Source organism: Moritella marina ATCC 15381, from assembly GCF_008931805.1.
GTDB classification, from domain to species: domain Bacteria; phylum Pseudomonadota; class Gammaproteobacteria; order Enterobacterales; family Moritellaceae; genus Moritella; species Moritella marina.
Window position 1 is genome coordinate 529,857 of sequence record NZ_CP044399.1, and the last position, 20,615, is coordinate 550,471.

The 20,615-nt window shown below is 40.0% G+C and carries 17 protein-coding genes; 5 read left to right on the forward strand and 12 right to left on the reverse strand.

The features are described 5' to 3' along the window. Position 1 precedes the first annotated feature (1 nt). On the forward strand, positions 2-946 hold the full coding sequence (locus tag FR932_RS02495; protein ID WP_019441305.1) for a LysR family transcriptional regulator: 945 nt from the start codon (positions 2-4) through the stop codon (positions 944-946). A 104-nt stretch (positions 947-1,050) separates the two neighbouring features. Here FR932_RS02495 and FR932_RS02500 read toward each other — a convergent pair whose 3' ends face one another. Together FR932_RS02500 and FR932_RS02505 are read right to left on the reverse strand one after the other, a co-directional pair. Beyond that, the gene (locus FR932_RS02500; protein WP_019441306.1) at positions 1,051-1,707 is read right to left on the reverse strand and encodes an NAD(P)H-dependent oxidoreductase; all 657 of its coding nucleotides are present in this window, start codon (positions 1,705-1,707) and stop codon (positions 1,051-1,053) included. A 90-nt stretch (positions 1,708-1,797) separates the two neighbouring features. Then, a complete protein-coding gene (locus FR932_RS02505; RefSeq protein ID WP_019441307.1) occupies positions 1,798-2,091 on the reverse strand; it encodes a putative quinol monooxygenase in 294 nt (97 codons plus the stop codon). A gap of 110 nt (positions 2,092-2,201) precedes the next feature. Between FR932_RS02505 and FR932_RS02510 the strand changes: the two genes are divergently transcribed. The 3 genes from FR932_RS02510 to FR932_RS02520 all read left to right on the forward strand — a co-directional run bounded on the left by FR932_RS02510 (position 2,202) and on the right by FR932_RS02520 (position 6,820). Continuing rightward, complete coding sequence (locus FR932_RS02510) at positions 2,202-3,095, forward strand: LysR family transcriptional regulator (RefSeq protein ID WP_019441308.1); 894 nt, start codon at positions 2,202-2,204, stop codon at positions 3,093-3,095. A 94-nt stretch (positions 3,096-3,189) separates the two neighbouring features. Beyond that, on the forward strand, positions 3,190-4,407 hold the full coding sequence (locus FR932_RS02515) for a M24 family metallopeptidase (protein WP_026032131.1): 1,218 nt from the start codon (positions 3,190-3,192) through the stop codon (positions 4,405-4,407). Between the two features lie 370 nt (positions 4,408-4,777). After that, positions 4,778-6,820 (forward strand): M4 family metallopeptidase, encoded by a 2,043-nt coding sequence (locus FR932_RS02520; RefSeq protein ID WP_019441310.1) that lies wholly within the window; start codon positions 4,778-4,780, stop codon positions 6,818-6,820. An 80-nt stretch (positions 6,821-6,900) separates the two neighbouring features. Here FR932_RS02520 and FR932_RS02525 read toward each other — a convergent pair whose 3' ends face one another. The 10 genes from FR932_RS02525 to FR932_RS02575 all read right to left on the reverse strand — a co-directional run bounded on the left by FR932_RS02525 (position 6,901) and on the right by FR932_RS02575 (position 19,870). Beyond that, positions 6,901-7,074 (reverse strand): GGDEF domain-containing protein, encoded by a 174-nt coding sequence (locus FR932_RS02525; RefSeq protein WP_019441311.1) that lies wholly within the window; start codon positions 7,072-7,074, stop codon positions 6,901-6,903. A 160-nt stretch (positions 7,075-7,234) separates the two neighbouring features. Continuing rightward, the gene (gene gfa, locus FR932_RS02530) at positions 7,235-7,840 is read right to left on the reverse strand and encodes an S-(hydroxymethyl)glutathione synthase (RefSeq protein ID WP_019441312.1); all 606 of its coding nucleotides are present in this window, start codon (positions 7,838-7,840) and stop codon (positions 7,235-7,237) included. A 12-nt stretch (positions 7,841-7,852) separates the two neighbouring features. Beyond that, the gene (locus FR932_RS02535; RefSeq protein ID WP_019441313.1) at positions 7,853-8,248 is read right to left on the reverse strand and encodes a hypothetical protein; all 396 of its coding nucleotides are present in this window, start codon (positions 8,246-8,248) and stop codon (positions 7,853-7,855) included. Positions 8,249-8,635: 387 nt separating this feature from the next. After that, positions 8,636-10,318, reverse strand: a complete 1,683-nt coding sequence (locus tag FR932_RS02540; protein ID WP_019441314.1) for a methyl-accepting chemotaxis protein — start codon at positions 10,316-10,318, stop codon at positions 8,636-8,638. A gap of 364 nt (positions 10,319-10,682) precedes the next feature. Then, on the reverse strand, positions 10,683-11,417 hold the full coding sequence (locus tag FR932_RS02545) for a glutathione peroxidase (RefSeq protein WP_019441316.1): 735 nt from the start codon (positions 11,415-11,417) through the stop codon (positions 10,683-10,685). A gap of 461 nt (positions 11,418-11,878) precedes the next feature. Further along, positions 11,879-13,318, reverse strand: coding sequence for a hypothetical protein (locus tag FR932_RS02550; protein ID WP_019441317.1), 1,440 nt, complete (start codon positions 13,316-13,318; stop codon positions 11,879-11,881). Then, the gene (locus FR932_RS02555; protein ID WP_019441318.1) at positions 13,315-14,340 is read right to left on the reverse strand and encodes a family 8 glycosyl hydrolase; all 1,026 of its coding nucleotides are present in this window, start codon (positions 14,338-14,340) and stop codon (positions 13,315-13,317) included. Before FR932_RS02555 ends, FR932_RS02550 begins: the two co-directional genes overlap by 4 nt. After that, positions 14,337-16,430, reverse strand: coding sequence for a cellulose biosynthesis cyclic di-GMP-binding regulatory protein BcsB (locus FR932_RS02560; protein ID WP_019441319.1), 2,094 nt, complete (start codon positions 16,428-16,430; stop codon positions 14,337-14,339). Before FR932_RS02560 ends, FR932_RS02555 begins: the two co-directional genes overlap by 4 nt. Beyond that, positions 16,427-18,658, reverse strand: a complete 2,232-nt coding sequence (gene bcsA / locus FR932_RS02565) for a UDP-forming cellulose synthase catalytic subunit (protein WP_019441320.1) — start codon at positions 18,656-18,658, stop codon at positions 16,427-16,429. The genes FR932_RS02560 and bcsA overlap by 4 nt, the downstream gene beginning before the upstream one ends. 1,005 nt (positions 18,659-19,663) lie before the next feature. Then, entirely contained in the window at positions 19,664-19,870 is a 207-nt protein-coding gene (locus tag FR932_RS02575) for a helix-turn-helix domain-containing protein (protein WP_019441322.1), read from the reverse strand. Positions 19,871-19,983: 113 nt separating this feature from the next. On the opposite strand from FR932_RS02575, the gene FR932_RS02580 reads away from it, so the two are divergent. After that, positions 19,984-20,502: a hypothetical protein gene (locus FR932_RS02580; RefSeq protein WP_019441323.1), complete on the forward strand. Its 519-nt coding sequence runs from the start codon at positions 19,984-19,986 to the stop codon at positions 20,500-20,502. Positions 20,503-20,615: the final 113 nt, after the last annotated feature.

Genomic DNA, 20,615 nt, shown 5'->3' on the forward strand with positions numbered 1-20,615 from the left:
TATGAAGTCACGTATTCACGCGCATGTTGGCACGATGAGGCAGCTTGAGATCTTGTTGGCTGTGCATGATCAGGGCAGTATTAATGAAGCCGCTAAAGCGTTATTTTTAACCCAGCCGACCGTGTCAATTCAGATGCGTAAACTCAGCGATGCGATTGGCGAGCCCTTGTATACATTTGTAAACCGTCTGCTTATTTTTACCGATGTGGGGTTAGAATTAGTTAAAACTGCGGTCGAAGTACTCGATAGTTTTGCGCGTTTAGACATGACTTTAGGTAATATTCGCAAGACTAAACCCGGAACCTTAAGATTGGCCGTAGTAACCACGTCAAAGTATTTTATTCCGCATTTACTGGGGCCTTTTTGCGAGCAGTTTCCTGATGTAGATATTCAATTAAACATTGGTAATCGAGAAAAAACCATTGAACGGATGAAGCAGGGTATCGATGATTTTTATGTCTTTAGTCATCCGCCGCAAGATATCGATGTACAAAGCTTGGAGTTTCTAGATAACCCTTTGGTGGCCATTGCTCATCAAGATCATCCGCTCGGTAAGCGTAAATCAATCAGCTTAGCTGACTTGTGTGATGAACCTTTTTTAATGCGAGAAAAAGGCTCGGGTACGCGATACGCGATTGAAGAATTGTTTAAGAAGCATGATTTGAAACCGAATATTAAAATGACCATCGAAAGTAACGAGGCGATTAAACACGCTGTTATGTCTAAATTAGGCATCACCATTATTTCAGCTCACACACTTACGTATGGGGGACAAAGTGGTTTGATTCGTTTGCCGGTGAAAGAGTTACCGATAGATTCGCATTGGTTTTTCTTATGGCCCACGTCTAAACGCCCGACATTAATCGCTTCTGCGTTTTTAAAGCACATTGAGACCAATGGTAGGAAATTATTGCAAAATGAATTAGATAGAAGTGCGCTGGATTAGTGTCTGCTACTTTGTTTTTATATTGTCCTTTTGATCCCCCCTTTTTGATGCTCAACGCACTTCAAAGGGGGCGTATTGTGTTGCTTATTCTGTAGCAGAAAAAGTTATAGTTTTACGATCACATCTGCCATTGCTAAACGTGATTTTGGTGGCGTGATATTGTAATCATTTTCGGCATCACGGTAACCAATTGCAAGTGCAACATCTGTCACGTAACCATCTAACTCGACAGCAAATTCTTTGCCTACTAAGTCGGTATCAATGCCTTCCATTGGGGTTGAATCAATATTCAAACGTGCCAATGTGTGCATCGTGTTACCTAGTGCCAGATACGTTTGTGCTTTAGTCCAAGCGGATGTATCGCCATCTTCACCCGTGTTTAATTCCACAAACGCAAATGCGCCGAATGCAGCTTCTTTGTCTTCTGGTTTAGTACGTAAATCTGCAATACCTTTGTCGATAACTGCTTCGTAGTTTGCACGTGTATAAGCTGGATTGTGCGCAAAGATAATAATGTGTGAGGCCGTCATAACATGCGGTTGGTTAAACTGGAATTTATTAGCAAAGGTATTGTGCATACGCTGTTTTGCGGCATCACTTTCGATAACAATAAACTTCCACGGTTGTGAGTTAATTGATGATGCAGATAAACGCATTGCTTCCATGATCACGGCAAGATCGTCTGGCGATACTTTTTTTGAAGCATCAAACTTTTTAGTTGTATAACGGTTACTTAAATCTTGGATAATTTGGTGTGTCATAATAAAACCTTAATAAATTTGTACTGATAATCAAGTAGCTTAGGTATGCAAGTCGTGATCATGTGCAATCAGGTCTAGTTTTCTAGCTGCTTATGCGATCTTGGTGATTTCGTTTAACTTAAAATTGACTACAGCACCTTCGGTTGCTTGCACATACATTGCTAAATGTGGGCTATTGAGGTGAGCCTGTAATAATGCCTTACTTTCCCAAGTTTCAACAAAAGTGAACAACACTGGATTGTTATTATCTTGATGCAAATCATATTGGATGCAACCTGCTTCAAGTCGTGTTGGTGCAACTAATTTTAATAATTCACTTTTGACAAATTCAACTTGCTCAGCTTTTGCTTCGATATTGGCGACAAGGGTTAATGGCGTAGTCATATAAATTTACCTTTCATGGGTAAGTATTGCGTGAGTGGCGACATTATTACTGATTATTGCTATTCTAAAAAGATGGTAATATAACTAACAGTTTCAAAAAATATTTGATAATGAATATTCAAGATCTCACTCTATTTGTGCGTACGGCACAAACATGCAATATCACCGCATCCGCACTGCAGTTGGAAATGTCACCTGCAGCGGCGAGTGCAGCCTTAAAACGCCTAGAGAAACAACTCGGCGTGCAACTCTTTATCCGTTCGACACGTAAACTACGGATCACAGCCGAAGGTGAGCGTTATTTATTACATTGTACTGAAGCACTCGCCGCACTAGAGAAAGGCAAAGCGTCATTAAATGAGATGCAGGGTAAAATAGCCGGTGAAATTCGTTTATCGACATCGTCTGATTTAGGCCGAAATATCGTGCTGCCTTGGCTGGATGAAGTGATGGATGTTTACCCTGAGCTATCCATACAGTTGAATGTGGGTGATAGCTTGGCTGACTTCTTTCACGACAAGGTGGATATGGCACTGCGTTATGGTGAACCGGAAGATTCGTCGCTGGTGGCATTTCTGATTGCTAAGATTGATCGGGTAGTGTGTGCTTCACCTAGTTATTTAGCGCAATATGGCGAGCCAAAACATCCGCGTGAATTAACACTGCATAACTGTTTGCTCTACCGTTTTGCAGATCGCGCTTATGATACCTGGCCGTTTGCTGATCATACCGGTAAATATGCAGTGAAAGTGTCGGGCAATCGTTTAAGCAATGATGCCGATGTCGTGCATCGTTGGGTGGTCGCAGGCAAGGGCATTACGATGAAATCACGATTAGATATGGCGGCAGATTTAGGTAAAGGTAATGTAGTTGAATTACTGCCAGATTTTACTTCACCGCCTATTAGTTTATGGCTAATTTGCCCTAATCGTACTCAAGTAACGCCTGCAATGCTGATGTTACGCGACCTATTACGCAGTAAGTGTGAGGCCGAATTAAGTTAGCCCTGTTTGGTGCTACATCTCGCCATAAAGGTATGCTACAGTGAATTCATCTATATCTCGTTAATCAAGCTGTATAATAAGGATTTTTATGACTATTGGTATTGGTATTGGTGGTTCAACTGCTGAATTAGAATTAGCTAAATTGGCAGACATGACTGCTGGCGTTAAAGCCGTCTCGTTACAAGAATTTAATGCTCGTATCGTGCAAGCACAAGCCATTATGCAACGTGAAGGCATTAACGCTATTTATCTTAATGCGGGTACAAATTTGTATTATTTCACAGGCATGCGTTGGGGAGCAGGTGAACGATTAGTTGGCGCTATCCTACCTGCTATCGGTGATGTACAGTTTATCGCCCCGCGTTTTGAACAAGATACCATTAATGAATTTATGGTTGTAAAAGGTCCGCTACATTGCTGGCATGAGCATGAAAATCCAGCGCAGTTATTTGGTGAGGTACTTGCACAACTAAATGTAACAACCGGTGTTGTCGGTATTGATGAAGCAACTGCCTTCTTTATGTTTAACAATATTCGTCATGCTAATCCACAGTTTGAATATATCGATGCGAAAGCGGTAACTGCTGGTTGTCGTCAACAAAAGTCGGACACTGAAATTGCATTATTACAACGTGCAAAAGACATGACATTAGAAGTACATAAAGCCGCTGCACGTATTCTACGTTTAGACATTTGCACGACAGAAGTTGAAGAATTTATTCATCAAGCACACAAAGTGGTAGGCGCACCAAAGGGCTCTTATTTTTGTATTGTATTATTTGGTAAAGCAAGCTCGTTCCCACATGGCGTGAAAGATCCGCAATTCTTGAAACAAGATGATGTGGTATTGATTGATACCGGTTGTCAGCTACAAGGTTATAATTCTGATATTACCCGCACTTATGTATTTGGTGAAGCCAGTAATGAAGTGCGCGCTGCTTGGCTAAGTGAAAAAAATGCCCAGCAAGCCGCTTTTGATGCAGCGCAAATTAATGTGCCTTGTCAGGAGGTGGATGCTGCAGCACGAGTTTCACTGGAAGCGGATGGTTTTGGTCCGGGTTATGATTTACCGGGACTACCGCACCGTACTGGCCATGGTATTGGCTTAGATATTCACGAATGGCCCTATTTAGTGGGTAACGACACCACGCCGTTAGCGAAAGGTATGTGTTTCAGTAATGAACCTATGCTCGTTATTCCAGGTAAGTTCGGTATTCGTTTGGAAGATCATTTTTATATGACGGATGCGGGGCCAAAATGGTTTACTCAACCGTCACACTCGATTGATGACCCATTTGGTTACCAAGCTTAGTTTCATATCGATAAAATATAGACTTACGCTTTAATGAGTGAGTCTATATACGTTTATTCTAAGTCTTTAACGTTTAATTTACTCCGCAATATTCCATCCTACTATATTCCACTAGATTTCATTGTATTTCACTAAGTGCTATTATCTGCCGTTAAAACCCCTAAATATCATTAAGTTAAACTTTCTCGCTTTACTCACCATAAACCTATCGTGACACATTGTCATCATTTATTTTTTTATAAAAAAACTTTATTGATCAAGATCATAAAATAAAAAATACCTCCTTAGAGGTCTATTTTGATTGGTTGATAATACTTTTGTGTAAAAATACATAAAATAATTTATATAAAATAAATTGGAAAAAACAACTATGAAAAAACAACATACTATTTTGTTAGGATTAACGTCTCTGGCGTTTTCGGTACAGAGTGCTACTTTTGTTAATGTGAGTAACGTTGACATTAGCGCACTGTTAAATCCGTCTGCAACTCGTATAAAATCCTCTGAATATAGCTTTACTGAGCAAACTCGCGCTCAACAACAAGGCAAGGAATGGATTCGTCATCAGCAGCGATATCGGGGTATTCCTATATATGGAGAATCCGTGGTATCACTGAAAAATCAACATGGCGTTGCCCAACCAATTGCAGGTCGAATGGTGCAAGATATAGATCAAGATATCGATTCTATGTTGCCGTTTATCAATAAGGAACAAGCTATTTCTCTTGCCCAGGGGACGTCTAAAAGTAATGATAAAAGTGTGGTTTCATCAGCGGATACAAATGCAGAAATCGCAGATCTAATGATTCTTATGGATGATCAGAATGTTGCACAATTAGTATATAGAGTGTCTTACCTAACAACTGAGGGGATGGAACCATCTCGCCCAATAACGTTTGTGGATGCTAAAGATGGTCGGATCCTAGACCGTTGGGAAGGCATCGCGTTTAAGCAAGCTGAAGGGCCAGGTGGTAACCAAAAAAGTGGACGCTATTATTTTGGTAATGAAACTAAATTTGGCACCTTTGAAGTAAATGATTATTGCCAAATGGATAGTCCTAATGTCGTTACACTCGATATGAATAGTCGTCAGTCGGGAGGGCGTATTCATCAATTCACTTGCCCTGTTAATGTAACGCGTTCTGCTAATGGTGCTTATGCGCCAATGAACGATGCGCAATATTTTGGCCAACGTGTTTTTGATATGTATCGTGATTGGCTAAATAGCCGACCGATTCGCCAGAAACTGACGATGCGTGTACATTATGGTAACAATTACGGTAATGCGTTTTGGGATGGTCAGCAAATGACGTTTGGTGATGGCGGCTGGTCTATGTATCCACTCGCCACTTGGGATGTTATTGCGCATGAAGTGAGTCATGGCTATACCGAGCAAAATTCAAACCTAGAATATCGCGGTATGTCGGGTGGAATGAATGAATCATTTTCTGATGTTGCAGCGGCTGCATTGAGCTATTACATCCATGGTTCGTTTAATTGGAAAATGGGTGAACATGTCATGAAGCGGACAGAAGCGATGCGTTTTTTCATTAATCCTGAAAATGATGGATCGTCGATCGGACATGCTAGTGCGTATTATAGCGGTATGGATGTTCACAATAGCTCTGGTGTTTTTAATAAAGCATTTTACCACTTGGCGACGAGTCAAGGGTGGGATATAAAGAAAGCTTTCTTAGTATATGCAACGGCGAATAAACTGTTTTGGCAACCACGTTCAACCTTCGTTGAAGGTGCTAACGGTGTCTGCCAGGCTGCTGAACAGTTGGGGTATGAAACACAATCTGTTATGAATGCATTTCAGCAAGTTGGGGTTACAGCACTGGATTGTGATGGTTCAGTACCAACACCAAATCCTTTGCCAAATCCGCCGACGCCAAGCGATGAAACTGATTTAGAACTTCATAAATCGGCGACGGTAGAAGGCGCTTACGGAGATAATCTACGCTTTGTTTTAAACAATGCACCGACACAAGGTTATGTCACTATTGAGACTGAAGGGGGGCTGGGAGATGCTGATATGTTTATTGCGATTGATCGCCAACCTTCGGAAAGTGACTACGACTGCGCCTCTACTAATCTAGGGACATTTGAAAGTTGCTTGTTTTTAGATTTTCCTGCGAATAGTTATCATGTGTTAATCGTAGGTAAGTCTGATTTTGCTGGTGTGAGTTTAACTGCGTATGGAAACGATAATGAGCAACCACCAACGCCACCATTACCACAACCTGAAGGTAATTGTGCTTATGTGCCTGAGTGGACCCCGTATTACAATTATTACTATGGTGAAATAGTGCAATATAATGGGTATATGTTTAGTGCGCTTCAAGCCTCTGCTGGTTTAGACCCTTTCACTTATAGCAGTGTCTGGCGGTATTTAGAAGTGTGTCAGTAAACATTTATAATCACAGACATTAATGAATAAGTTTAGCCCGCGAAGAAGATTCTTGTGGGCTTTTTTCTTAGCAGTATGCATTATAAATAAACGACTTGGTTACGACCCTTGTTCTTGGCCTTATATAGTGCTTCATCAAAGCAGGTGTCAGTCCCAGATAATACTGTGATGCCGATACTAATCGTCACCTTTAGGTCATCGGTCGTCGCCGAAAAATCATGATCTTGCAGCTTTTTTTGAATGCGCTCTGCCAATAATACAGCTTTGAATGGTTATCATTGCAGAGTGGAATAAGAGAGTGTATAGGCACCGAATACACTAACAAAAACCAACCTCGTTATTTAATATTACGCAGGATTCAAGTAATAATTGCAATAACGAGGTCGACCATACATTTGTACTTAACAGTATGGGTTATTTACTGTTTGCAACGTGTGCTGCGATCACATCCATCAGCGTTGGCGATAAGCAATCATAAGATTCAATACCTAGTGCGTTTAACTGCTCTCTGATTGCAACCATGTCTTTTGGATCTGTACCTGTTTCAATGATTGATGAAACAAATGCAGCGAACTCGGGTGCTGACCAACCTTTATCGCTAGACAGTTCTGTATGAACGAAGTCTAAACCAAAGAATGGGTGTGTTCTATCTTCAATGCGGCCATACATGTGCACGCCACAATCTTTACACGCAAAGCGTTGGATAGTTGCTGTTGCATCAACCACATTTAGTTTCTTAGCATTGCTTGTTACGCTTAATTTATCTTTCGAAACTACAGCAACTTGTGAGAATAAAGCCCCTTTAGGTTTCCAGCATTTTGAACAACCACAAGCATGGTTATGTGCTGTTTGGCTGTCTATTTTTACGGTTACTTTATTGCTGCTACAGTGGCACTGCAGAGTGCCGCCGCTAAAGTTACTTGCTGTTGGTGCGATACCGCGGTCCATTGCTGGGTGGATATTGATGTTATTTGCTGTGCAAAATGTACTTTTACATTTGTTGATGATTTTATTTATCATGTTGAATTCCAATTAGTTTGATACAGGTGCGAATGATGCGTCAGCGCTTCTGTGCGCCGTGTAGATAGCTTCGCCATTACTTTCTGCATCAAAAATTACCACTGTGTATGGTGAGAACAGTAATACATCACCAACTTCGGCAACGTATTTGTTATTCTCTGCATCACGGACAACGATCTTACCTTTAGTGATAACTTTGTATTCAACTGAATCGTAAGCGTATTCAAATTCAACACCCGGTTCCATTGTAAAGTGACCAATCGTTAATGCGCTGCTATTGTTGGTGACGGCAACTTCTGCCATGTCACTTTTAAGGCCTTCCACTTCAAGCAATTTGCTTAGGTCATTTAATTTGAATGAACCTGACTTTAAAAGAAAAATACCCGGTTTGTTGGTTAATGTAGACATTTAATATCCTTTATTTAATCAAGTCACATGTGTGTTGATTATTGAGTTTGGAAAGTTGTTTCGGTTTCGATGGGGGCATTCTACATTTGGACGAGAACAAAACAATATACTGAAATGGTAAAAGATTGTTACCTTAAAGGTAATAATGCGGCTTTAACTTATTGTTTAATTTTTAATTGTCGTTGATTTTAAGGGTAATTATCAGTGGTTAAGAGGTTATTAATGGCGAGTTTAAGGTCATGTCGAGAGGGGAGAATTGTAATTATTAATGGGTTTAACGATATTATGCGGCAGTTTACCGGGATTTACGGCAATTGTTGCTGATATAGAGAGGTGAAGCTGTAGCCTTGTTATTTTTAACCGCTACAGCTTTGTACTTGATGCGTGTTATGCGTAGGTTGAAGCAAGCTTAAAGCGAGACAACATGGATTTGAGTAACTCAGCTTGCTGCGATAATTGCTCTGCTGCTGCGGCACTTTCTTGTGCTGCGCTGTTATTTTGTTGCGTAACCCCGTCGACTTCGCTAACGCCTCGGTTAATTTCTTCAGCGCCAATCGCTTGCTCATTGCTGGCATTGGCAATTTGATCAACCAGTGCTGCGGTTTGGCTGATGCTTTCAAAAATACTTTTTAAACTGTGTGCTGTTTCACTGGCAATTAAGCTACCATTTTTAGTTTTATCGACAGAACTGGCAATCAGTTTTGAGGTTTCTTCCGCAGCTGTGGTACTTCTAGCGGCTAAGTTGCGGACTTCATCTGCGACTACGGCGAAACCACGACCTTGTTCACCGGCTCGAGCAGCCTCAATTGCTGCATTTAAGGCCAGTAAATTAGTTTGATCGGCAATGTCATCAATGGTGTTGATGAATTCGGCGATACTTTCACTGGCGTGTGAAATTTCAGACATTGCAGCAATCATGGTTTCCATTTTCTCGATACCTTGCTCTGCTGAACTTTGAGCAAGCATAGCTAACTCTTGCGCTTGATTTGCGTTTTGTGCATTAACACTGATTTGTGTACTTAGCTGATTCAATGATGCTGAAATGTTCTCTAGACTTGAAGCTTGTATTGATGCGCCTTCAGATAGTGCTGAACTGGTTTCGGAAACGCTATAACTGCCTTGTGAGATTTCAACACTGGTTAATTGCGTTTGGCCTAATACTTCATTTAAGTTCTGTGTCATGGCTTGTAATGCTAAGCCTACGGAGTCTTGGTCTGAGGCGAGTATCACTTTATTATCTAGTTCACCCGCAGCGATGGTCTGTGCGAGTGTTGCCTTATCTTGTAGGTTGGCGATCATGTTTTTCATTTCAGCAAAAATACCACGATCTTTACCAGCGCTATGTAACTTCATCGTTAAATCGCCAGCCGCGACGGTTTTTGCTATCTCGGCAATATACGCAGGCTCGCCACCAAGTAAGTTCATAATATGACGGGTTAACCACATTGCAATTAAACAACCTATGATTACCGCAAAAAGGGTACCTAAAACAGCTATGTTGATCACTGTTGATTCTGTTTCTGCTAATGCAAGCATGCGCTTGGCCATTAAACTAGACTCAGCTTCTTTAAAGGTTGCGATTTGCTGTCTGAACTTATCAAAATATTGTTTACCTTTAGCTTCCCCAACTATAGTTGCCACGTCATCCATGGTGGTGGTATTACCGACCTGACGTCGCAATGCTATCTGTTTCTCGGCGATGCGGTCTAGCCAATTATGTATCGTTTGTTTAGTGTCGTTAATTAAGGTAACTTGCGTAGGGTTGTCTGCGACTGTGTTAGCAAGTTCATTTATTAATGTATCGAATTGATTTTTACCCTGTTTGTAAGGGGCTAAAAATTGTTCTTCGCCAGCGAGTAAGAATCCACGCATGCCTGTTTCCATATCAACGGCGGCAGCTTCTACTTTTGATGCTTTGGCGAGTACTTCGTGGGTATGATTAACCCAATTAAAATTTTCTTCTAATGATTTAACACTAAATAAAACGACGAGTGTAATGCTCACCATGAGTGATAATATTACGCCATAACCGGCATACAATTTTGTTGTGAATTTAAGATTTTTTAGCATAGCGCCTCGCTTTACGTCCTGTAATGGTGCTGTGGAGAATAAACTTGAGAGTAAATCTGTTAATTTATAGAAGTCTAGTTAATGAAATGATGCTTTTACAAAAAGGGGGGATATAAATTTTATTTTGGCGCATGTTTGTGATCTGCGTTGTCTAACTAATATATTAAACGCAGGAAACTTAGTTATTCTTAATTTATGCTTATCAATAAGGGGCGTAAAGCGGGAGTAAGTCAAACCGTTAAACAAAAAAAAGGAAGCATTGCTGCTTCCTTAAATGACGAACGTGGCATGTGAGTATGACTATTCGTTAGTATGCTTTTGACTATGATCTCAGTCTTATCTTGTAATGACTGAAACTAAATACTTAAGCGAAGTGTGCGTCTAATTCTTCGCTACCACCGATGTGTTTACCACCGATGAAGATTTGTGGCACTGTGCTAAGACCTGTTACAGCACGTAGACTTACTGTTGTTGCGTCTTTACCTAGTACAACTTCTTCGTAGCTTAGACCTTGGTCGATTAACGTTTGTTTTGCTTTAGCGCAGAACGGGCAACCAGGTTTAGAGAATACTGTGATTGACTCTTGTACTTTGTATTCTGGCGCAACATAGCTAAGCATAGTATCAGCATCTGAAACTTTGAACGGGTCACCTGGTTCGTCAGCTTCGATGAACATTTTTGCTACCACGCCGTTTTTAACCAGCATGCTGTAACGCCACGAGCGCTTGCCAAAACCAATATCAGACTTGTCTACTAACATGCCCATGCCTTCAGAGAATGCACCGTTACCGTCTGGGATGAAAGTAATGTTTTCTGCTTCTTGCGCGTCCTTCCAAGCATTCATTACAAACGTATCGTTTACTGATACACATAGGATGTCATCAACGCCGTGTGCCGAGAATACGCTCGCTAGTTCGTTGTAACGTGGTAAATGGCTTGATGAACAGGTCGGTGTGAATGCGCCTGGCAGGCTGAATACAATCACAGTTTTGTTAGCAAATAGTTCTTCAGTTGTACGGTTAACCCATGCGTCACCTTGACGGATTGGGAATGTAACTTGAGGAACTGCTTGGCCTTCTTTTGATACTAATGTAGTCATAATATATTCCTTAGTGTCGCTCTTAATTAAGCGACTTTTATTTAAAGTATTTGGTTAAGACGTTGTCTGCCTCGTCTTGATGTAGCTATTATGCAAAACTTTAATGCATAGGTACAATCGATTAAACTTTTTCATTTGATAGGTGGGGCTATGTCATCTATAGAAGTTTGAATTTTGATTTGTTTTAGCTACGGATCAAAATTTCAGTTAAGCGCTCAGCTACATTTTCAACTTCGTTTTCTGAGTCATGCTATTGCTCACTGTTTCTAATCTATAGTGCAAGATTATGACTGATATTGAAAGAGAAGTAAGTCATAATTACGTGAACTCGTGGTGTTCTTAACATGACTAGAATAAGGGGGGGGAACAAACCTTGTGAAGAATTAATACGAGAGCTAACTTGATAGACTTATCACTGACAGATGATGCAATGATAAGTCTAGGATGCCAATTTGGGCAGACTAATTACATGATGAACTTAATTTACTCCTAGCGCATTTTGCTACTTTTAACGCATCTTTAAATTTTGTCTCATAAGGGTAAGCGTTGGCTAAACTCTGAAACGTTTCGATAGCTTTAGTGCTTTTCTTTTGATTGTGATAAGACCAGCCTTTTATTTCAGTGAGCCATACATCTGGACCAAACTTTTTCTCATACAAAGCTGCGTTATCAATGACATATTGATAGTTCTTTTTCTCAAACGCCGCTGAAACATGCTCTGACATTGTTTGTTTTGATGCCGCAACCTGATGTGTTTGATAGGTTAACTTACTTGCCAGTTGCTGCGAATATTGCTTAAACCCAGCTTTATTTAATGCTAATGAATAACCATATTTAGCTTGTTGATAATCATCTGTATCTTCAGAAAGCGCTTTAAGGGCATGCTCAAAACTGCGTTTAGCTGTTAAAGGACGTTGTAGTTTATACCACTGCCAACCTGCTAATATATGTTGTTGTGGGGTTAACTCGTTTATTTCACTCAGTAGCATCAAGCAATTTGTAGGCTGTGATTGGCATGTTTTAGTTAAAGCATCGGCCTGCGGGTTGGCTGCTAATTGGGTTAGAGTGGGATATTTTTTAATCCATTGTTTTTGTAGTTGGTCAAACTCTTGATGCCGCTCTAGCCCAGATAGACTCAATAATTTACCTTCAATTAGTTTTTGGCTATTTTTTCCTGCCCACTGACTGGCTTGATTAAACCAAGATAATGATGCGGTATAATTCTTTTCGTTTAGATACTGCCAAGCTAGTAACTCTGCGCCTTTGGAGTCCTTTTTCAATGTGACAGTCTTGGCAACGGTGTTTTTGTTATTCGGGTTATTTGATAGCGTTGCTAGCTGTACTTGGTAGCTTAGTTTCGCGTAGCTCTGCGCGTCATAGCCAGTGCTTTTTTTGTATTCAGTGAGTATGTTTGGCCATGCTGAATTTGAGGTCCAAGCCATCACTTTTTGTGTTGTACTTAGTGCATGAACGGGACAGTTTTGTTGAATATAGCGATATTCTTGTTGTGCTTTAGGACCGTAACCTGTGGCAATTTCGTTTTGTAAACTTAGCCATAACCATTGAATTCTTTGGCAACTACGCCATTGGGGGTTACTGCTAAGCAGTGTTTTTGCAGCTGGTGTGTTTTTTGTCTTTAGCGCTTTGGTTAGTGCAGAGAGATTAATTTGGTAGTTAATTTCATTGTTTAATTTGTCTGATAATGGGTGGCCCTTACCTGCTGTTCGAGCAGCATCAGCCCCTGCGTTATCGAGGATCCCCCATATTTTAGACTCATCAAAATTGGTGGTATTGTGCGATGTTACTTCGACTGTAATATGGTTGTTTAATAGTTCAATATTAGCGTCTTCAGCAGCTTGGCTTGGAAGCGTGATGAGTAATACGAGATATAGAAATTTCATTTGCAGAACCTCTCATGGAAAGCAATATGGGTAAATAAAGTTAAACTTGCTGAGTAATAGTCGTCTTGTAATTTCGGTAAGGGCAGTGTGTTACGATTTTTAATCTCTGATTGATTCATTTTCACTAGCGTTGCAATCGCATAAGCAGAGGTCGGTGGCGCATGATCTGCCATGCTATTATTGTTTATGTCTACCCAAGCGGTATTATTCTGTTGTAACCATTGCTGGTAATAACCATTGATTGGATGCTGGTACCCTGCCCAGATGAGGTATAGTGGAATTCGGTAGCTAGAGTAGCTAAATCGCGATGGAAATTGTTTTGCCGGAAGCCAGTCTGTACCATTAAATTCCAACCAGTCTGATGGTAATTGATATTGACCAAATTGATTCTTGCTGAGGATATCGCGACCGCTTTTACTTAATGCAGCCCATATCTTGCCTTGTTGAACAAAATCGTCCAATGCGGGATATACCCAATAAGCAGGGTTTATGACGGTTGATTTGTTATGCTGAAAACCTATTTTGGCTGGTAAAAGCGCATATTCATTATCGAGTTTAATAATGTGGTTGCTTGCTAATTCATCAATTATCTTTTGTGCTATTTGTAGATAGTTATTACCTGGCCAGCTTCGGTCTGCTTTTAATAATGCCCAAGCGATGAGAATATCCCCATCACTGGCATTATTTCGATCGGGAATGTGTGGTTGATTTGCTTGCCACTTCCAATAAAACAATGCGTTATCAGTTCGTTGTAGATTACTTTCAGTCCAGTTCCATATCTTTTTAAAAGACTGATGGTCCCCAAAAAAATCAGCTAACAACAACCCATAACCTTGGCCTTCACTGTGACTTATATTGGCATTGCCATTATCCACAACACGACCATCTGGCGTAATGAACTGCTGTTTGAACATGTCCCATGAGCTTGAGTATTGCAATATATTACAGCCCTGTACTGTTATATTGGCACTGGCTTGAGCAGTGAAAATTAGACTGATTAAGAGTAGCTTGAAGCATCTCATTTTCGTGCTCCTAATCGCTGTTGAAAAAGCAAACCTAGGGGTAATATTAGGCACAATATTAATAGCGGCATAAAGTATGGGTGGCTGATTAACCCTGCGCGGAGAAGCTGTAATTCATCACGGAAGCTGGATGGTTCAGGCATTATTAGTGCACTATTTACAGCGTTTTTATTGATTGATTCAGATGCCAGAAAATCTGCGATTTTATTGGTCATTTGCGTATTTCCATCCGCTTGAAAATATACTTTTAGTTCGCCTGTATCATGTTCTCGTACTGTTGAGGCGAATATCTTTGGCGTGCCCCTATCAATAGTTTGAGGTGACTTATAAAGTACTCGAGCATTGGCGTTATTGTCTTGGTTTGTTTCATGATGAGGTTGTTGCATCATATTGAGTAGATATGTACGTAATCTATCAACTATATTACGCTCGACTTGAGTATTAGTTGTTGGCGTTATTGTCGGTTGGTTAGTCAGATTGAATATCAGGTTTACAGGTCTTGTTTGTTTACTGTTTGTGGTTAATAAAAGCGCGGGCATAGATTGGCGAGCTTGATGGGTGATAGCGCTAATTAGCTGCCAAATTTCGGTAAACCCTGATGTTGTCGGATAATTTAAACTTAATTGAGCATTACTGCCATCATCGTTCGTGATGATAAGTAATTCATTGGCATTGACTTGGTGTGAATTGCCTAATTGGTAGCGAACCCAAGCGCCGAGCTTAAGTGTCGATGTCGGGGATAAAGATAAGATATACGGACTGTACTCTAATTGCTGAGTTAGGTTAGCGGTATTATTCAGCCCTGTTACGGCGATGTTTATATGATTCATACCCGCTTTTAGTGTCGCCATCGGAAAGGTGAGGCGGTAGTGCTGGGTTGTTCGCCAGTAACTTGCACGAAGTGGCATACTATTAATGCGTTCTCCATTAACACGTAACACCATTTCAGCTTCACCAGGTGTCACTTTAGGGTGTGTTAACTGCAAGTTTAATTGCGCTATTTCGCCTTGATTGACGATAAAATTAGCCGGCATAATAAGCGGTACGACTAATGGCTCTGGACCAAATTCTTGTTGTGAGGTTAATGAATTGAGATGATATTGATGTTCGTTTACCACCTTATTACTGATCTTAGTCGGTAGATTAGTCACTAAAAAATGGGCTTGTTTGGGTAACAAATTATTTGCCGTGGCAAAGTATTGGGCTGCAACCTTAACGTCACTTTCATTGATGCCCGAAATCACCAACACGTTATTGTTGCTTTGATATGGCGAAGTCGCAATAAATGGCCCAGTTATGGCGTTGATTAATTTATTTGGTAACCCGGTATGGTTTTTTAACTGTGCTTTGGTGCCATAGATAAGCTGTGTCTTACTTTTTAACTGATTGTTTTTAATGTGTTTTAATTTGTTGTAGCTCGATTGATAGTTAAATTTATATTTATCTGAGCCACTGCGCAGTGTCCAGCCTTGTACTAATAAACTGGCAATGGACAATGAAGTGTCACTATTTGTAGTGAATAAGCTATCAAGATTAATCGCCTTTGCATTGGCTTGGCCACTTTGAATTAAATGCATAAAGTTGGCTAATGTTGGCTGGGTATTATTTTTTCTATAGCTTAATTCATAAAACGATTGCTTGGCGATGATCTCGGTGGATATTTCTTTATTTTGTCGGGCGTCATCAATTGAGCTAGGTAATTGATGATGCACAGCGATGGTCAATTGGTTGTTCGTTTGTGTAAGTAGTTCTGGCGTAAGATTCACGGTAATTTGTTGCGTTCCCTTTTTAGGTGGTAACTTAATATTGGCTAGTGGACTGTTATTTAAGTGTAACCAAACAGTCGAGTTTGTGACGTGTTCTGAATGACTTAGGGTAAGGTAAAGGCGCATTTTTTCGACGTTTTGATTCTCTAAAATAATCAAAGGAAGCGTTAATTTGTCCCATTGACCTTGCAGTTTAGCCGTTCTTTCAGCGGGCATAATATAGGTTAATGGCACTTTTACTGTTGTTGATTTAGTGGTTTTTGTTTCAGCAAAGACAGTGAAAGATAAAATAAAACCAAGCAGAATGAGTATGAAATTTTTCATTGGTAAGTATCCTGTTTAGTTGAGTTAACCACGGTGGTAGAGGTTTTTATCTTAGTTGTTAGCACGTTGTTTAAAGCCTGTGATGCACTACTAAATGCCAGTTGGAAGAAATGCGCGATAGACATTAAAATGCTTTTGCTGCGTTGCTCTTCAAGCTGACGTTGGCGCTGCCAAGGTTCGCTACGAGAATAAATTATTTGTGTAAAAGAATTTAGATTTTCTTCATTGCTATCAACTAATTGACAGTTAATCGTTTGCATTTCACCTTGTTCATGACCACTTCTGAATTGGATGTTGGTGGCGTGCGCTTGGTACTTAGGTTTTCCATTGGCGGCAGCATGATTAATATCAATATAATAAATGAGATTAAGCTGCTGATCTTTAATAGGTAAATTTTGTGTTGAATTTAGCTGCAGCTGGAGGCCATGCACCGAGGCGTTACAAATTTTGGCAGTCAGTTCATGGCCATCAAATTTGACTAGTGCTGGAATATGGCAAGGTACACGCGGCTCAGAGCGGCGTTGCACTTTTTCGAGCATTGCACCTAAGCTCACCATACAAAGTAATAAATTGAGAGTGTTAAATATCACCACCACGGTTAGTTGACCTTGCTCGACAGGGTAGTTGTAAATACGGTGTATACCCCATATTTCAGCAACGATGATGATTGCGAGCAGGACAAGAAGAACTGGCGTTAAAGGTGAAAAGTGGGTCTGATTGGTTGTTTCACCTTTAGGTGTAACCGTAAAGCTGGGCTTTTTAGGGTTGATAATAACTGATAGGGTGGGTAAAAATAGATATAGCGATAACACTGTTTCGTAGAATTCTGAAAACAGAGTATTACGTGTTTTACCAAATAAGTGCTGATTTATGAGTATGCTAATAGCTAAATGAGGCACGGCAAAGATGAGGAAGTCGTTACCATTACCGACAAAAATTTGTAAATTAAATAACAGATAACATAAAGGCGCAATTAAGTAAGAAACACGAAATAAAGGAAATAGCCAGAATAAGGTTGAATTCAAATAACATAGTTTTTGAGGCCAGCTTAAGCCCTTTTTAAAGATAGGATTATTAAGCAGAAAAATTTGCACCATACCTTGACCCCAACGTGAACGTTGAGTGACATACGCACCGAAAGTATCAGGTGATAAACCAGCGATCATGGCTTTGTTTAGGTAAGCGCTATCCCAACCGCGAGCGTGAATATCCAGCGCGGTATCAGCATCTTCAGTAATTGTACGAGTCGATATACCACCAACTTCTAACAAAGCTTGTCTTCTAATGACGGCTGCCGAGCCACAAAAAAAACTGGCGTTCCAAAAGTCCATGCCAGAAAGGATACGGTTATAAAACATTTCATTCTCTGGTGCGACTTGTTCATCGATACCTAAATTTCGTTCTACGGGACCAGGGGTGGAGAAAAAGTGTGGTGTTTGCACAAAACCTAAGTTGGCTTGTTGCTGAAACATGCCGATGGTATTGAGCAAGAAGTCATTTGAAGGGACATGATCAGCATCTAAAATCAAAATGAGTTCGCTACTCGTATACTCAAGGGCATGATTGATATTACCTGCTTTAGCATGTTCATTTTTTGGACGAGTTAGGTAGTTCGCGCCTAATTTTAAACAGAGATCTTGTATACTGCTGGCTCGTTGTTGCGCAGCTCTTGCAGCCTTTCCATCTTCCTGTTGAATTTTTTGTGCAGTGCCGCCATCATCTAGCACCCATATTTTTACCTGACCTGGGTATTCTAGTTGCATTGCCGCTGAAATCGTTGGTGCGAGCACCCGAATAGATTCATCATAAGTTGGAATAAAGACATCTACAGTTGGCAGTGCAAGGGCTGTATTAATTGGTGTTATTTGTCTATTTTTTTGACGGACATTAACAAACATACCGAGTAGGTAAATAGTGATTCCGTAACATTCGGTGACCAGTAATAGCATCGCAAAGGGTAAATCAAAACTGCTTTCCCACGGCAGCGTATCTGAATATCGCCAGCCGATATAACGCAGGGGAATAAAAGCACCGGTGATCAGTACGAGTAGATGAAGCAGTTTCTTGTCACTCGATTTACTGCCTAAAAGTACTAATAGAATCGCCCCTACGGATAGCCAAAGGTGGGTTTCGCTAGTCACTTCAATCGCTGACAGTAGGATTAGTACACATAAGATTGAGCCGATAACGATCCACTTTAGTACGTTATATAGTTTGGATTTATTCATTTATAGCCTCTTGAAGTAAAAACTAGGTTTTAAGTTATTTAGCCACGCGGAATTGTCTGTAGAATTTCCTGCTGAGTTATCGGGAGTGCAATAATGGATAAATATTGATAACCATTCATTGTCTTTACGTGAGTATTGCCGTGTGTAGGTACAGGAGTCCCCGTTGGAAAATGTTTTTGTCCAAAGCTGGTAAGGGCCTAAAGCGTTATATTTATTTTGTGCTTGATCAGTTGGTATTTGAAACGCAAAAAACGCGGGTGGTTGCTTTATTGGATTGCCACTGATTATTTGAACGATTAAATTTTCATTTTTCTGGTATGTGCTGTTTTCTAGCTCGGACCAAAACCACATATCTTCAGTTTGGCTTTGATTCTGCTGATAGCTTGTTATCACATTAGCCCCATCGGGGAAGATAGGTAGTTGATAGCTATGTACTACGACCGGGTCTGTCATTATGACAGGGTCGGCAAGCGTATTATTTTCCTGCAGGGTATTCTGACAGGCCGTTAGCGTTATAATTACATAGAAAAAAATAAGTATTTCATGCTGTACTCCTTGATATTAAGAGATAAGCATAAAGTGAGCCATGTTAATAAGGTGTGATATAGGTTGGTTTTTTTAGTTGTATTTAAAGGGTTGTTTTGTTGTGTTTTTGTTTTATTCTTGATTCCATTGTGTGATGAAGAGCGAATATTTGCAAAACTATTTGCATTTTAGGAATCGGAAATTGCAAATTGCAAATCTGTTTAGCCCACAACAAAAAGCCCCAATGCTGATCGCTCAACAATTGGGGCTAGGTATTCGGTGATCTTCAAGTTATGTCATGTTATGTGCTCGAGTAATAAAGATGTATACCAAATTAGCTCTGAACGCAGGTATTACAGCTCAGAAAACAAAGCTATAAATAATAAAGTAGTATACTAAGCTTAGGTTACTAGGAATACGCTAAATTTATTGAGTAATAAAGTTGTATACTAAAACGAAAGATTTGGCATGTTCATAAGGTTAAGGCAGTAAATATTTAGCGTCACATTCTAAAACGTCTGCAATTTCATATAATTTCTCTAGAGTAATGTTTACTTCACCACGCTCTATACGCCCTACGTAAGAACGATCAATATCCGCTAATAAGGCGAGCTTATCCTGAGATACGCCCATTTCCTTTCGTTTTGCTTTGATCTTTAATCCAACACTAATAGCTAAGTCTTTCATTTTTAATCGTTCTAAAAATGAAAGACTATCCACGCTTGTAACGATAAAAACAACGGATTATAATCCGCATTTATTGTTGTGAAGTATTATCTAAAATATTAGGTCAAACTATAATGTCAAAAAAAGCCTTGAAAGTTACACCGCTAATATATTCAGTTCTAATCAATGATGAATTGGATCATTTTACCGTTAGCCAAATGAGAGATGCTTATTTGGCTAAGGTCTGTAGTGGTATAGATCAAAATGAAGCACGTAAAATTGTTTATAGACAGATTCTAAGATTGCAAAAGTTAGGTATGTTGTCAAAGCAGACTTCGGATAACGTAAAAGAGCACTGTTACAATAAAACAGAGTTGTTTTATCAAGTTGGGCTAAGAACCAATAGAGCGAATAGTAAGAATGATGAAAAAGCTAATAATCCGCTCGAAGAGAGGTTAAGGCGATGCGAAGTCGACTTACTGACAAGCATTGCCGAGTCGGAAGAATACATGCGCTTGTATGAATCATTACCTGAATTAAAAGAACACCTAGAGTGTCAATACACGAAATCTCGTGAGTGTAGTTCTAAATTGCTTGGTCAAATAAAAGCGATTAAAAGTGTGATGTTACATCAAAGTAAAAATCACTTATGAGATTAAGGCGGAATATCGGGACAGGGGCGGATGTGCAGACTCTGTACTTTATTTTGATATTTCATCACTATAAATGTCTTTAAAAACACTATGAATGACGGCGAACAGTAAAT

Bases quoted from the DNA above. Each gene is read 5' to 3' on its own strand.
- FR932_RS02495 (WP_019441305.1), top strand. From the start codon at position 2: ATGAAGTCACGTATTCACGCGCATGTTGGCACGATGAGGCAGCTTGAG.
- FR932_RS02500 (WP_019441306.1), bottom strand. From the start codon at position 1,707: ATGACACACCAAATTATCCAAGATTTAAGTAACCGTTATACAACTAAA.
- FR932_RS02505 (WP_019441307.1), bottom strand. From the start codon at position 2,091: ATGACTACGCCATTAACCCTTGTCGCCAATATCGAAGCAAAAGCTGAG.
- FR932_RS02510 (WP_019441308.1), top strand. From the start codon at position 2,202: ATGAATATTCAAGATCTCACTCTATTTGTGCGTACGGCACAAACATGC.
- FR932_RS02520 (WP_019441310.1), top strand. From the start codon at position 4,778: ATGAAAAAACAACATACTATTTTGTTAGGATTAACGTCTCTGGCGTTT.
- gfa (WP_019441312.1), bottom strand. From the start codon at position 7,840: ATGATAAATAAAATCATCAACAAATGTAAAAGTACATTTTGCACAGCA.
- FR932_RS02535 (WP_019441313.1), bottom strand. From the start codon at position 8,248: ATGTCTACATTAACCAACAAACCGGGTATTTTTCTTTTAAAGTCAGGT.
- FR932_RS02540 (WP_019441314.1), bottom strand. From the start codon at position 10,318: ATGCTAAAAAATCTTAAATTCACAACAAAATTGTATGCCGGTTATGGC.
- FR932_RS02545 (WP_019441316.1), bottom strand. From the start codon at position 11,417: ATGACTACATTAGTATCAAAAGAAGGCCAAGCAGTTCCTCAAGTTACA.
- FR932_RS02550 (WP_019441317.1), bottom strand. From the start codon at position 13,318: ATGAAATTTCTATATCTCGTATTACTCATCACGCTTCCAAGCCAAGCT.
- FR932_RS02555 (WP_019441318.1), bottom strand. From the start codon at position 14,340: ATGAGATGCTTCAAGCTACTCTTAATCAGTCTAATTTTCACTGCTCAA.
- FR932_RS02560 (WP_019441319.1), bottom strand. From the start codon at position 16,430: ATGAAAAATTTCATACTCATTCTGCTTGGTTTTATTTTATCTTTCACT.
- bcsA (WP_019441320.1), bottom strand. From the start codon at position 18,658: ATGAATAAATCCAAACTATATAACGTACTAAAGTGGATCGTTATCGGC.
- FR932_RS02575 (WP_019441322.1), bottom strand. From the start codon at position 19,870: ATGAAAGACTTAGCTATTAGTGTTGGATTAAAGATCAAAGCAAAACGA.
- FR932_RS02580 (WP_019441323.1), top strand. From the start codon at position 19,984: ATGTCAAAAAAAGCCTTGAAAGTTACACCGCTAATATATTCAGTTCTA.